This window comes from Kitasatospora sp. NPDC059747 (assembly GCF_042732955.1).
Classification (GTDB): domain Bacteria; phylum Actinomycetota; class Actinomycetes; order Streptomycetales; family Streptomycetaceae; genus Kitasatospora.
The window spans coordinates 86,422-101,319 of the sequence record NZ_JBHWGV010000021.1 but is presented as its reverse complement, the minus strand read 5'-3'; the positions used below and the strand labels follow the sequence as shown (position 1 = coordinate 101,319).

The following is a 14,898-nucleotide window of genomic DNA, read 5'->3' as shown; positions in this document are numbered from 1 at the left end:
GCGAAGACCGCCCCGCACCCGCTCCCACCCCGCTACACTCCCCACTCCCAGGCCGTTGACCAGCGGGAATGGAGAAGTCCTGCTGGAGTACTAGGCCTCCTGCGGGCGGCCTCCTTGGCTGGCAGCGGGACCACCTCCCCGCGCTGGGCGACGAACCGATCCCCGGATACGGCCGGCACCACATCCTGCGCGGGGTGCGCCACCTCGACGAGCAACTGCCCGGCTTCCGGAAGGGTACCCGACCGCCGCGGATTTTAGTCCAAGTCATCTATGTAGAAGTAGTTCTGACGATCTATCACTCAAATGAGTGATGGTTGTCGGTGGGGGCTGCTTCGATGCGAACTGTCCGCGAGGTTCTGCCCAAGGAGGGTTTTCATGGAAGCGTTGTACGAGCGGCTGGCCGAGGCCGCGAGCGGGCTGTCGGCGGACGGTGCGATCCGGATCGTGGCCCAGTACGAGCCGGTGGCCGGCGTGGGGGCGTCGGTGGCACCGCCGACGGTGAAGCTCAAGGAGAGCGACGGTCCGGGCCAGTTGTTCGAGGACCGGTGGGTCGGCGGGCAGCGCACCAGGGTGGTGCTGCTCGACCAGCGGCAGTCGCAGGCGAACCGGTGCGAGACGGCCCTGCTGGAGGCGGTGGACCTGGGGGATGTGGTGGTGCCGCACCTGGTGCTGCACGTGACCGCGGAAGGCCGGGAGCTTCGGATGACGAATCTGGATGCGCCGCACCGTTCCCGCGACGCGTACTTCCGGGACGCGTTGGGCGAGTCCGGTGTGAAGTTCGACGAGACAGACACGGGCCGGGCGCTTCGCGATACCGGGACCGGGGACGTGCGGGCCTTCCTGGAGTCGGCGCCGTCGGACCTGGTGTTCGGCCTCTGGGACTCGCACCGCAAGCGCCGCGTACAGCTGAAAGTGCCGCGCACCTACACCTCCGAGATGGTGGGTCTGGATCCGCTGTCAGGGAAGCGGGCGGCGGGGCGTTTCGACAAGTGGAACTTCCCCGGGGACAACGTGGAGCTGACCGCCGACGGCTGGAGGCCGGTCGACGGCACGGGCAAGAAGGGCAGCAAGGGGAAGACGCTCAAGGCGTCGGCGGTCGGGCACGGCATGATCCCGCCGGTCGAGGGCATGGGCGGGGTGACAGTCCGGGCGATCGAGCGGAACGCGACGCTGGCCATGGCGGGCCTGCGGGCTCTGCGCTTCGGCGACGCCTCGAAGGAGTACGTGCGGGCAGCAAGGGCCCTGCTGGCGGCGCTGGCGCTGCTGGGGGACCGGCTGGCGTTCGCGGCGCCGGCGGTGCGGCTGCGGTCGGGGTGCGACCTGCTGCTGGTGTCGGAGCGGATCGAGTGGGTCGGCCGCGGGCGCGAGGGCGTGGCGGTGACGGAGCCGCTGGAGCTCGACACGGCAGCGCAGGCGCTGGAGCTGTTCGAGTTCGCGCGCTCGCGGGCCGAGGAGGCGGGCCTCAAGTGGTCGAAGGAGCCGGTGCGGCTGCGACCCAACGCGCAGGTGCAGCAGGCGATCGAGCGCTCCTTCCGCCTGGAGGGCATCGGCGAGGCGGAAGGCGAGTAGAGCGTCATGCCTTTCCACATCTCGGTGGAGCTGCTGGAGCCGCTCTACCAGGCGACCGCCATGGACGGCGAGCGCGCGGAGTGGCCGCCCCACCCGGCCCGCCTGTTCTGCGCGCTGGTCGGCCACGCCGACCTCAAGGACACCGCGCACCGGATGGCGCTGACCTGGCTGGAGGCGCAGGAACCGCCCGTGGTCACGGTGCCGGCCAGGCCGATGGAAGCGGACCACCCGCGCGCGGCGTGGGTGGTGACCAACATCGTGGACCCGAAGAAAGTGACCCACGGCCTGCTGCCGGGACGCACCGCCGGCGGCGTGCCGCGCACCTGGGCACAGAAGACGCTGTCCGGTACGCGGATGGTGTTCAGCTGGGCTGCGGAGCCGGGGGAGGAGCTCGCCCCGGTGCTGAAGGAACTGGCCCGCCGGGTACCATACTTCGGGCGCTCGACCGGGGCCGGGCTGCTGGAGGCCTGGTGCGGCCCTGACGAGCCCGGTGACGAGCACGGGGGGCGGCAGCGCTGGAGGCCTGCCGCCAATGGGGAGTACCCGAAGGGCTCGCGGCCGATCCGGATCCCCTACCGCGGCTATCTGGCTTGGCTGGAGGAGACGTTCGAGGAGCAGCGCCCAGCCTGGAGCCAGTCGGTCACCCACCACTACCTCGACCCCGACCACACCGACCGGGACGAGCCGGCGGTGGCGGAGGGGCCGTTCGGTGACCTGCTGACGTTCTCGTTCGCCCCAGGCGTGGCATTGGACCCCCGATGGACGCTGGAGCTGACCGGCCAGCTGCGGAGCATGGTGCTGGGCACGCTGGAGGCGATGGGCCACGACGTCGAGGCGATGACCACGGTCCACGGCCACAAGAACAGCCCGGACGACCCAAGGCCGGTCGCCTACCTCGCGCTGCCGTTCGCCGGCCACCACCACGCCGACGGGCTGCTCCGCGGACTCGGCATTGCAATGCCCCGCGAAATGCCCAGGCAGGACCGCAAGGCTCTCCTCGCTGCCCTCCTTCGCCACGACGGGGGCTTGCGCTGGATCCGGTTCGCGGACGGGGAACCACTGGACCTTGTACGGGTCAGTCCCGCCGACCACGACCAGTGGCCGCAGACCGTCCAGCCAGGCACGTGGCAGGGGCCATCGACGGTGTGGACCACGGTGCTGCCGATGGTCCTCGACCGATTCCCCAAGAAGTACGAGGAAACCGCATGGGCGGACTCGGTCGCGACTAGCTGCGTCGCGGCCGGGCTGCCCAAACCCGTGCGGGTGCAGGTGAGCCCGCGTGGTGGCCTCGTACCCGGGGCGCGCGGCGTGGACGGCTTCCCGGTGCGCCGCAAGGACGGGGAGCGGCCGCTGCCGAGCTGCCACGTGCGTCTGACCTTCCCGGTCCCGGTGACGGGGCCGGTGGTGCTGGGCAGCAAGAAGAACTTCGGCCTGGGATTGTGCCGCCCGGAGCCCGGCTTCCAGGAGGACGACCAGTGACGGGCACCGAGCGGCCTCCGGCGATCGATGCGGCCGAGTTCCCCACCTTCTTCCGGGAGGTCCACCACCACACCCACTGCCCCGACGGGGCCGCGACTGCGACCTGCGTCGGGTGCGAGGGCTGGGCGCCATTCCCGTGGCAGAGCGCCTACCTGGACGCCGTGGCCGACGGCGCGGACTGGCCTGACCTCGACGTCCCTACCGCGCTGGGGAAGACGACGTTCATCGACATCTGGCTCTTCCTCCTGGCCTGGGAGCACGCCTGCGGACTGGGCCGCGGGCACCGGAAAGTGCCGCTGCGGCTGTTCTTCTGTGTCGACCGGCGTCTCGTGGTCGACCAGGCCCACCAGCACTCCATCGAGCTGGCCGAGGCCCTCGCCGGGGCACCGGCCGGCTCGGTACGGGCGAAGGTCGCTGCTGTGCTGCGTGACCTCGGCGGTGGCGAGTCGCCGCTGGAGGTCGTGCGGATGCGCGGCGGCACCCGCTGGGAGTCGAACTGGGTGCGCAGCCCGGCCCAGCCGCTGGTGGTGACGTCGACCGTGGACCAGTACGGCAGTCGCCTGCTCTTCCGCGGCTACCACACCTCTCCACAGCGCGCTCCGATCGACGCCGCCCTGACCGGGTACGACGCTCTGCTGGCTCTGGATGAGGCCCACCTGTCGAAGGCCCTACTGGCGACCGCCGCCGACACCGCTCTCTACCAGCAGACGGCGGTGCGCGGGGAGTTGGCGGCACGGGCACTTCGGGTGGTGAGCCTGTCGGCGACCAGCACCACCGGCGAACGGCCGCGCCTGGGTGTTGGTGACGCCGACCGTGCCCATCCGATCGCCGGGCGGCGGATCGCGGCCGAGCGCCACGTGACGCTGCTGGACGCCAGCGGCTGGTCGAAGAAGCCCACGGAGGCGTTCGCCCTCGCCGCCGGAACCGGCCTCGACGCCGTCCTTCCCCTCCTGGAGCTGCCCGCGGTCGCGGTGATCGCCAACACCATCACCCACGCCCGCGCCGCCCACGAAGCGCTCTCCCGGCGCGGGGACGTGGACGTGCTGCTCCTGACCGGCCGCTGCCGGCCCGCGGAGCGCGACCTGCTCGTCACCGGCCCGCTGGCCGAACTCCTCGACGGCATCGACCCGGACCGCGGACGCCCCCTCGTCGTGATCAGCACCCAGACCCTTGAAGTGGGGATCGACTGCACCTTCGGGGCGATGGTCAGCGAATGCGGCGACTGGGCCTCCGCCCTGCAGCGCCTCGGACGCCTCGACCGCCGAGGCGAACTCGGCCCCGTACCCGCGATCCTCGTACGCACCCACAACCCCGAGGACCCCGACCGCATCCCCGTCTACGGCCCGGCCGCCGCCCACACCTGGCAGTGGCTCACCCAACACGCCCCCACCCACGACACCCAGGACCCCGCCGAACTGACCCCCCACCTCCTCGACGGCCTGGTCCTCAACCCCGCCACCCTGCCCGGCCTCCTCGACGACACCGACACTGCACCGCTCACCCGCGCCGGCGAACACATCCCACCTGTTCACCAGGTGCGCGTGGACGCCTTCGCCCGCACCAGCCCCATCCCCGTCCCCGACGAATCCCCCGCCCCCTTCCTCCACGGCCTCGACACCGGCCAGCCCGAAGTCCAACTCCTTTGGCGCGCTGACCTCCCCATCGACACGACCGACCCCGAGACCCTCGCCGAACACATCCGCATCACCCCCATCCACACCGCCGAAACCCTCTCCCTGCCCCTCGCCGTGGTATGCCGCTTCCTCACCCAACCCCGTGCGACCCCCGAGACCAGCGACCTCGAAGGCCCCGACGCCGACACCACACCCGAACCCCGCAACCCACCCACCCGCCTGCGCACCACCGTCCTCCAACGCGAGACCGACGGCACCTGGACCACCCCACGCCTCATCCAAGAGCTCCAGCCCGGGGCCACCCTCGTCCTACCCACCACCGCCGGCGGACACGACGCCTACGGCTGGACCGCCGACCCCGACACCCCCGTCCCCGACCTCGGCGACCACCCCACCGACCACACCCGCACCCCGCTACGCCTCGACCCCGCCGTCCTGGCCAGCACCACCGGCACCGCCCCCGAACAGTTCACCCCGATCATCAAGCAGGCCCACACCGAGCTCACTGCAGACCCCGGCGACCCGGACGCCTTGAACACGACCGACGCGGTCCGAGACGCGATCACCAGCCTGCTCACCGCCCTGCCCACCAACACCCCACCCGACGGCCCCTCCCGGCACACCCCCCTGCTGCGCCGGCGCCTGGAGACCCTGCTGGAGGTCGCCGAGTGGCGTACCGGACGGGCGGCTACGGCTGGGGTGGTACTGATCGACCACGGTGGTCCGGGCCGGATTGCCCTCGTCCCGCCCCGGGCCACCGGCGCCGACCGCTACCGGCTCGCCGTGGACGACGAGGACCCGGACAGCAGCAGCCTCACCCGCACCGTCACCCTCAAGCACCACCACCAGGCCGTCGGCGAACGCGCCCGCGACTTCGCCCGGGCCATCGGCCTGCCCGACGACCTGATCGACGCCATCGTGCTGGCAGCCCGGGCCCACGACTGCGGCAAGGACCACCCGCGGTTCCAGTGCATGCTCTGCTCCGGTGACCGCCTGCTCGCCGAATCCCTGCCCGAACCCCTCGCCAAGTCCGGTATGGACCCTGCCGACCGCGCCGCCCGCCGACGCGCCGCCCGCCTGGCCAACTGGTCCAAGGACCTGCGCCACGAAGCCCTTAGCGCCGCCGCCGTCCACACCTGGCTCGCCACCGATCCCGTCACCGCGCGAGGCCTCGACCACGACCTCGTCACCCACCTCGTCGCCGCCCACCACGGCTACGCCCGCCCAATGCTGCCCGCGTTCGCCGACCCCGAGCCCGTCCTTGTCGAGTGCACCATGTCCGACGACACCACCGTCACCGTCTCCAGCACCGTGATCGGCACCGACTGGAACGGCCCCCGCCGCTTCCGCGCGCTCAACCAGCGCTACGGCTTCTGGGGCCTGGCCCTCCTCGAAACGGTCCTGCGCCTAGCCGACATCGCCTGCTCCGAAGAAGGCAGCTGACCATGCACCAGCTCGAACTCCTCGCACTGCGGTCCGACGACCCGCTCGGCTTCCTCGCCGCCCTCGGCATCCTCGAACTCACCACCGCCACCCTGCCCACCGAACCCCGACTCCACTGGAAAGGCCCGGCTGGCGCAGCCGTCCTCACCACCGACCAGCCCCTCACCCTCGACACCCTCACAGGCCTCCTCACCAGCCACCTCCCGCCCAAGCCCGCCAAGACGGCCCGCAAAACCGGGGAGCCCGCGGATAGCGCCGAGACGGAGGACGGGGAGGGCGAGGACGCCGACGCGGCCGGCACGGAGGGTGAAGTCTGGGACTCCTTCCCGCACGCTCCCGGACTCCTGACCCGACCACGCGAGAATGCCACCGCCCCCAACGAAGCCCTGCGCATGCGCGTCGACACCGCGCACCGGACGCTGCGCGAACTCGCCCAGTCCGAACGCGAGACGGGCGACCACCAAGCCCGTTGGTTCGCCGCCCTGACCAACGTCATGTGCTTCGAAGACACCAAACCCAAGACCGGCAAGAACGACCCGCAGCCCACGGAAGAGCCGGGACCCGCCACGGTGCGGCGCACCCCCGTCACCTCGCTGATCGCCGCCGCCGGCCAGATGACGATCACCGGCCTGATGCAGAAAGCCGTCCTCGGCTGTCACGACGACCCGCGGCAGATCCGCTCGGCCCTGGAGGGCTGGCGTCGCATCCCCGACTACGCCTCAGCCAACTTCGACCACCGGTCCCTCGGCGACGCCCACACCAACTCCGAAGGCAAGCCATACCAGCGCGGAGCCCCCGGCCCCACCTGGCTCGCCCTCCACGCCCTCGCCACCTTCCGCCTCACCGCCACGGGCCGCGCCCAAGCCGTTACCAGCTGGGACGCTACCGACAGCCGTGGCGCCCTACGCTGGCCCGCGTGGACACCACCACTCACCACCACCGACGTGACCGTCTTGCTCGAACACCACGCCGTCCGCGCCGCCGAACCCGGCACGAACCACAATGTAAGAATGCTGACCAATCTCGGCGTGACCGCCCTCTACACCGCACCCCGAACCGGCCTCAAACAATCCAACGGTCCTCTCGCCGCAAGCCGCCACCTCTGGCCCTGAACCCCACCTCCGACCACCCCGCCAACCCCCGATCCTTGACAACTACATAGCGCCAACACAGAGAACGGCATCCCAGCCGGACATCACCTCGGAACCACAAGTAGACACGGAAACACCCCAACGCACCGAAGCAATAAGTCCGAATTGCCCTAAACGACATCCAGGCGGGCGCGGCAACCCGTTCCTAGGATCATCAAGCCAGCAGCTCAGACGCCGCTCCGCACCGTCCCGGTGCGGCACCATCGCAGCGCTTCGCCACCGGTTTCGTGTTCCGCTCAGACGCGCCAGTCGCTCCGTACTGCCCCCGGTGCGGCACCATCGCAGCCAGATCCCGGACTCCCCGTTGGTGAGCGCACCGACTTCCTCCGTACCTCACGGGTTCGGCACCATCGCAGCATCAGCATGCCGAGCCGCCGGCAGTCCACGGTGACCGTCGCTCCAAACCGTCTCTCGGTACAGCACCGTCGCAGCTCGACTGACCAGCTGGACACACTCAACGTTGCTGGCCTGTCGCTCCTCACCATCCGGCGCGGCACCATCGCAGCGAAAAGTCGGCCGAGGAGACGATGCGCGAACGCGCCGTCGCTCCGCACCTCTCCGGTACGGCACCCTCAGAGGGGGTTGGTGGCCAGTCCCTCGCGGACCCAGGATGCGACGCTCCACACCTTCCTGGTGCGGCACCATCGCAGCTCGCAGTCTAGGACAAGGATCTTCTGGGGGCCGAGGTCGCTCCGCACCCTCCCGGTGCGGCATCATCGCAGCGGCATCAGCCACATCACGCGCTGTATCCGCCGTTCCAGTCGCTCCGCACCAGGCGGTGCGGCTCCATCGCAGCCTCACCGCCGCGACGATCGTGATCAACTCCGCCTCACGCCTCCGCACCGCTCCTGTGCGGCACCATCGCAGCCGCATCTGGTGACGGATGGTCTTGTGGGGGGATCCCCAGTTCCTCCGCACCTCAGAGGTGCGGCACCCTCGCAGGCCGCAGCCCTTGGTCCAGACGTTGCCCAACAGGGTTCTCGCTCCGTACTATCCCGGTGCGGCATCAGTGCAGCGCCAAATATCAGAAGCGGCTCACCCGTGACTCACAGGCAGCTCCGCACCATTGCAGCCCGACCATGCGGCCGCTCAAGGCATTCACTATCGGTGGTGACTCCGCACCGCCGCGGCGCGGCTTCATTGAAGCCGTCAGCTGGCCACCTGGTTTCGGCCCAGGACAGCTGCGTCTCCGCATCGAGGTCTCCCCCCGAGGCCGTGCCTGTACGACCCTGGCCTGTTCCTCTGCACCTTGCCGGTGTGCCACCATCGCAGCGCGTCCATCACCGTGTTCAGAGCAGCCTGGGCGACGGTGCCTCCGCACCTCTTAGTGCTGCACCATCGCAGCGTGCTGGTGCCGAGCTTGGCAGGAATTTTGTCGTCCGAGCCCTCCGCACGTCACCGGTGCGGCTCCGTAGCAGCGAGAATCTGTACTTCGTGCCGTCGTACCTCGACCTGGCGATTCCGCACGACACCAGTGCGGCACCATCGCAGCCGCGCGTAGGCGGTCAGGCTTCGCATCACGGCCGGCGGCTGGCCTACACCATTCGGTGCGGCGCTACCACAACGTCAACGCTGTCGACAACCTGAACCATGTCGCAGGCGCTGCTCCGCACCATCCTGGTGCGGCACGCGGGACGGCTCGTTGGATCGGCGTCTCGGCGTCACGGGTTCGGTCGTTCCGCACCGCCCCGGTGCGGCACCATCGCAGCAGGTAGATGGAGATGCCAGCCATGCCGAGGGTCGCGAGTCGCTCCCCCCACACCTTCCCGGTGTGACGCCATCACCGGGTGAAGGTCCACCAGGGCGACTGCTTACTCGCTCGTTGCTCCGCGCCTTCCCAGCACGGTGCCATCGCAGCGGCATCACGTCGCCTCCGCCGCTCGCGCATCATCCGGTCACTCCGGATCATTCAGGTCCAGCACCATCGCAGCTTCGAAAACTCGCTGCTCGTCGAACCTCCGGCCGACCGTCGCTCCGCACCACCCCGGTGCGGCACCATCACAGAGACCAGGCCTATGAGGTCGACCAGCCCGGTCACCCCGGTCGCTCCGCACCATCCCGGTGCGGCGCTGTCGCAGCGTTCATCTCGAACACGACATCTGTGCGGCTCCATAGCAGCAACTTCGCTGGTTCGGCGCCCGTCCAGTACGACGGCGGTCGCTCCGCACCATCCCAGTGCGGCAGCATCGCAGTGCGCCCTACATCGTGATGCAGATGATCGGGGTCATCGTTCCTCCGAGCCTCACAGGCACGGCATCATCGCAGTGCGATCATCGCCGTCGTCGGCGCTCTTTGTGTCTCCAGGTTCCGCTCCACCTGACCGGTTCGTCACCGTCACAGCTTCACGCTCCTGCACCGCTCGGCGATGCCGTGCGCGGGTCGCTCCGCACCACCCTGGCGAGGCATGACGATCGTGGCGCGAATGTAGCTGTCCCTCCGTACCCTGCCGGTGCGGCACCATCGCAGCTGGGCCTGGGCACCTCGGTGGCAAGAACAAGGTCGCCTCCGCACCTCATCGGTGCGACACCATCGAAGCTGCGCTTCCTTGCGTTGAAGGGTGATAGCGCCTCGGTCGCTCCGCACCATCTCTGCGTCGCACCATCGCAGCAACATGTCGACGAGAACAGTCCCTATCGGCCCCAATCCTTCCACCTGTCCCGGCGCCACACCATCGCAGCCCGTCGGTAGCGGTGAGGATTGTGCGCATGCCCGCATGGTCCGCACTTCACCTGTGCAGCACCATCGCAGCGTCTCGACCAGGATGGCAGCGGCTTGCGCACGGACGGTTTCTCCGTACCTCGCCGGTGCGGCACCATCGCAGCATCAGCCAGTCCGGCCTGACTGTCAGCCACGCCCGCTTTCCCCCGCAGCTAGTTCCTCCGCGCCCCATCGGCGCAGCGTCGTCGAAGCACTGAGATCAACTGGCTGGGCAACGCCGGCCGCAGCCGCCCTCCGCGCCTCACCGGTGCGACACCATCGCAGCTGTGCCTCGGCGGTAAGCGCAGTGATCGTGACGCTGTTCATCCGCACCCAGGTACGGCAATCATCACAGCACCTACTGAGGATTTCAGGGCGGAGTCGGTGGAGCGAGTGATAGGCCGGTGCCGGCCAGGCATCCCTCGATCAGGGGCAGCTGGAGCTGGATGTGTCGCAGGCCCCGGCGGAGTGTGCGGGTGAGGTGGTCGGCGTCGGTGAAGGCGGTGTTCGCCATCGGACCGCGTCGCAGGAGCGACCAGAGGCCTTCGACGGGGTTGAGGTCGGGTGCGTACGAGGGCAGCTGGAAGACGGTCAGCCAGTCGTGCTCGGCGGCGTACTGCCTCATGCCGGCGGCCAGGTGCGTGTTCAAGTTGTCCCACACCAGGACGACCGGGCCGCCGAGCTGGATGTGCGCGCGGACGGCGAGGTCGCGGTAGTCGGTCCAGGCGAAGCTCTTGCGGGCCCCCTTGAGCGGGTGGTGGAAGCGGGGCCGGTAGATCATCCTGCTCTTCTCGCCGGGCTTGTAGCAGCACAGGGCGGCCACCGAGATCCGGCGGCGGGAGCGTCCACGGACACGGACGACGGGCGTGTGTCCGCGTCGGCCCCAAGTGCGGGCACGCGGCGGCGTCATCGCGAACCCGGCCTCGTCCTCGAAGACGATCCAGGCTCCGAGCGCCACCGCAGCGCTTTTACCCGCGGCCACACCTCCTGCTTCCACAGCTCCACCGCGTGCTCGTCCCGCTCCAGCGCTCTGCGGGCCGGGGCCTGCCAGGACCAGCCGTGACGCTTCAGCAGCCGCCACACGGTCGCGACCGACAGCCGCATCCGGAACCGTCTGCCGATCACCGCCTGGACCCGTGCCAGGGTCCACCGCTGGTCCTCGAACCCGTGGGCGGCAGGCCCCCTGCCCAACTCTTCTTCCAGCTCAGCGAACTGGGCCGCCGACAGCTTCGGCACACTCGCCGGCCCCGACGAGCGCAGGGCCTCGCTCCCGCCCTCGCGCCAGGCCCTTCGCCAGCGCTCCACCGACCTCCCGCTCACCCGCAGGTCACGGGCGATCACCGCGGTCTTGTCACCCGCCTCGAACCGACCAGCGGCCTCCAGCCGCACCTGTTCACGAAACGCCCGCCGCTCAGCGGTCAGGCCCCCACCCTGCGCATACCGCATACCAACGGCATACCGCAGGGATCACTATCCGTCACTACCGACAACAGGACGAAATCCTCAGTAACCGCAGGGCAAGCAGGCCCTGGCACCTCTCTGGCGCGGCACCATCGCAGCCAGCGGTCGCAGTCGGCGAGCTCACCACCGGGAGGTGCCGCTCCGCACCATCCCGGTACGGCACCATCGCAGTTACTACGGCGGAGCTGAGATCCCCGACCACCGCAATTCGCTCCGTACTATCCCAGTGCGGCACCAACACAGCTTGTCCGGAGGGATGTTCGATACGACCCCGCCGCCGTTACTCCGCACCATGGTGTGGCACCATCGCAGCCGCACTTCCGCGCGTGACTTGAGGGAGACCGAGTCTTCCCTACGTACCGCCTCGGTGCGGCACCATCGCAGCTACGGCGCCCAGATGCTTGGGCTGATGACATCCAGATGTCCCTCTCCACCGATCCGGTGCGGCACCCTCGCGGCGCCATGGTGACCGACACCACGCTTGCTTGCCGGGTGTCCCTCCTCACCGTTTTGGTGCGCACCATCGCAGATTCACGGCGTTCACGCCAATCGCCTGAAGGCCGCTCGTCCCTCCGCACCGCCTCGGTGCGGCACCATTGCAGCTACTACACGACCACCACGGTCAACGCGATTACCATGTCCCCGCCGCGCCACCTCGGTGCGGCACCATCGCAGCTCGATCTCGGGGCTTGCGGGGAGGCGCGGGAGGGCGGCGTCCTCTCCGCATGGTGCCGGTGCATCACCATCGCGGGCAGTTCCCGGCGAGGCCACCGGCACCACGCTGGAGTCTCTCCGTGCCGGCCTGGTGCGGCACGATCGCAGCAACGTGTTGAGGAGGGCAGTCCCTGCCGGTTCAGTCCCTCCGCACCCCATCGGTGCGGCACCATCGCCGCTACGGCCTCCTAGCTGGTCTCGCCGGGCTGATCCTGGTCCCTCCGCACCGTCCCGGTGCGGCACCATCGCAGCAGGATGGCCTGCTTGGTTTCGTTCTGGGCCTGCTCGGCCCTCCGCGACCCTCTGGCTCGACACCATCGCAGCGACTTCGGTCCAGGCCGCCGGACGAGCACTACAACATTCCTCCGCACGGTGCCGTACCAGGGCGGTGCGGAGGAACCGCCAAGAGTTCGTTGAGGAGCAGGAAGACGCCGGGGTGACACCCGGTCGCTCCGCACCAGCCCGATGCGGCACCATCGCAGGTGGTTGATCATCGCGGTTGCTGTCAACACCGCGGCCGTCGTTCCGCACCATCCTCGTGCGGCACCGTCGCAGCCTCGACTACATCGCCCGCACCAGGCGCGCGCTCGATTCCCTCCGCACTTCATCGGTGCGGCAGCATCACAGACGCGAGATTTACACACATCTGATCGACGCTCGGGGGTCGCTCCGCACCTCCCCAGTGCGGCTCCATCGCAGCGGGTACTGCGTCACCAAGAACATCAGCCCGCCGAATGCGTCTCACGCCTCCTGGTGCGGCTCCATCGCAGCCAGCCCGTCAGCCGCCAGTGGGAGGAGCGCCAGCTACGTCTCCGCACCGCCCCGGTGCGGCACCATCGCAGCATTACCACCGCCGACGAAGGCACCGAGGGCTGGACACTCCTCCACACCTTGCCGGTGTGGCACCATCGCAGCCCGTTGGCATCGTTGGTGAGGTAGGTATTGCCCTCAACCATTCCGCATGCCGTCGGTCCGGCACCATCACAGCTTCCGCCTGCCGGGGCTGGTCACCGGCGCAAGGGTGTCCCTCCGCGCCTTACCTGGTGCGACACCATCCCAGCCTCAAGGTCACCACGAAGTCCTTGGTGCCGTGCCGGTTCCTCCGTGTCTCACAGTGTGGCTCCATCGCGGCAAGAGGTGTCACTGCTGGCGCGACGTCACCCCGCCACTTTCCGAAGGACCTTGTCGGTGCGGAACTGTCTCAGCTCCGCGACGACCTGGGCATAGCAGATGGCGTTCACCAGCGCTGTTCGCCGTCCCGGTGCGGCACCATCGCGGCAAGCAGTTCCTCTTGGCAGTTCCCCCGTTCAAGTCGAAGTAACTCCGCACCTCTTCGGTGTGGCACCATCGCAGCTAGACACCGAAGCCGACACCGCCGACGCCGACCAGGGGCGCTCCGCACCATCGCGGTGCGGCACTATCGCAGCCGTAGGACGTACCGATCAGCTGGCCGCGCCGCCCGATGTCGCTGAGCACCACCCAGTGCGGCACCAGGCCCCACCATCGCCTGTGCTGGCCACGGTGATCGCCTCGTACCGTCCCGGTGCGGCACTATCACAGGACCACCAACGGCTTTATGCTGCCCAAAGGGAGCGTTTCCCCGCACTTCGCCAGTGCGGCAACATCGCAGCGACCGGATCACCGACGGCCCGCTGTGCCCTACACACACGGCTCCGTACCGCCCCATTGCGGCGCGCCCGCTTGCACCGCCAAGTTCGCCTTGCTCGGGTGCGTTCCGCGCTGTGCCGGTTTGGCACCCTCGCAGCTTTCGCGGGGCCTCGATCCATGCCGAGCGAAACACCTGTCGTTCCGCACAACTTCGGTGCGGCACCATCGCAGCTAGGCATAGATCAGGCTGGCGGCGAGGGCGGCCAGGTTGGTCCGTATGACCCGATACGGCATCATCGCAGTGACCCCGGCGTGGCTCCCCCGGAGAGCGGCTTTCTGGTCCTTTGAGCTGGCGTATGCGCTGGCCCATCCGTCCCCTTGACGGTGCAGCACTATCGCAGTGTCTTCCCCGCAGCCTCCGTCGCAATGCACGCGTTCGTCCCTCTATATCGCACCGGCGCGGACTCGATCGCAACGTGCCCGCTCGGTCGCTCGTTGGGCCTGTTCTACCTTGGTGCGGCACCGTCGCAGTCCGGTGCCTCGGCCGCCGAGCTGCAGCCACATGCCGATCGCTCCGCACCGGCCTGGCGGCACTGTCGTAGCCCCCACTTCTGAGGCCAAACCAGTTGGCTGCGGTGGCCATCTCTGTGCGCTCCCGGTACACCACCATCGCAGTCGGCGCGTCGAAAGCGGACTCACGGCTCAGCTGTCGCTCCGCTCCTCCATGGTGCAGCACTATCGCAGCCCCGATCTGCTGGGCAAGTTCAAGGACAGACTCTGGTCGCTCCGCACGGTCCTGGTGCGGCACCGTCACGGCCAGTCGCCCGGGACAGTGCCCAGTTGCGGGTCCGGGAGTCGCTCCGCACCGTCCCGGTGTGGCACCATCGCAGCTCGACCACGATGGCCTTGAACTTCTGGACTTCGGCGCTCGCTACGCGCCGTCCCGGAGTGGCAGCATCGCAGCGTCCTGATCGCGTTGTTGGCCTCCGTCGTCCGCGCGGGTGCCTCCGCACCATTTCAGTTCGGCACCATCGCAGCTTCGACGTGGCGTCCGCCCGCCGGGCGATCACGGCGTCGCTCCGCACTGCCCTGGTGCGGCACCATCGCAACGCGCCCCCGCGCACCGGCAAGTCCGCCCTGCT

At 69.3% G+C, this 14,898-nt stretch carries 6 protein-coding genes; 4 read left to right on the top strand and 2 right to left on the bottom strand.

The window, feature by feature from the left end:
- The first annotated feature begins 375 nt into the window (after positions 1–375).
- From cas7u to ACFV4G_RS12310, 4 genes are read left to right on the top strand one after another with little or no spacing between them, the layout of a single operon-like run.
- Complete coding sequence (cas7u, locus tag ACFV4G_RS12325) at positions 376–1,569, top strand: type I-U CRISPR-associated RAMP protein Csb1/Cas7u (RefSeq protein WP_380439267.1); 1,194 nt, start codon at positions 376–378, stop codon at positions 1,567–1,569.
- A gap of 6 nt (positions 1,570–1,575) precedes the next feature.
- Complete coding sequence (csb2, locus tag ACFV4G_RS12320; protein ID WP_380439265.1) at positions 1,576–3,048, top strand: type I-U CRISPR-associated protein Csb2; 1,473 nt, start codon at positions 1,576–1,578, stop codon at positions 3,046–3,048.
- Entirely contained in the window at positions 3,045–6,125 is a 3,081-nt protein-coding gene (cas3u, locus tag ACFV4G_RS12315) for a type I-U CRISPR-associated helicase/endonuclease Cas3 (RefSeq protein WP_380439263.1), read from the top strand. The genes csb2 and cas3u overlap by 4 nt, the downstream gene beginning before the upstream one ends.
- A 2-nt stretch (positions 6,126–6,127) precedes the next feature.
- Positions 6,128–7,237 (top strand): hypothetical protein, encoded by a 1,110-nt coding sequence (locus ACFV4G_RS12310; RefSeq protein WP_380439262.1) that lies wholly within the window; start codon positions 6,128–6,130, stop codon positions 7,235–7,237.
- Between the two features lie 3,106 nt (positions 7,238–10,343).
- On the opposite strand, the gene ACFV4G_RS12305 is transcribed toward ACFV4G_RS12310, so the two are convergent.
- Positions 10,344–10,883, bottom strand: a complete 540-nt coding sequence (locus ACFV4G_RS12305; RefSeq protein WP_380439274.1) for a transposase — start codon at positions 10,881–10,883, stop codon at positions 10,344–10,346.
- Positions 10,880–11,419 carry a winged helix-turn-helix domain-containing protein gene (locus tag ACFV4G_RS12300; protein WP_380439260.1) on the bottom strand — a complete coding sequence of 180 codons (540 nt, stop codon included), beginning with the start codon at positions 11,417–11,419 and terminating at the stop codon, positions 10,880–10,882. The genes ACFV4G_RS12305 and ACFV4G_RS12300 overlap by 4 nt, the downstream gene beginning before the upstream one ends.
- Between the last annotated feature and the right edge of the window lie 3,479 nt (positions 11,420–14,898).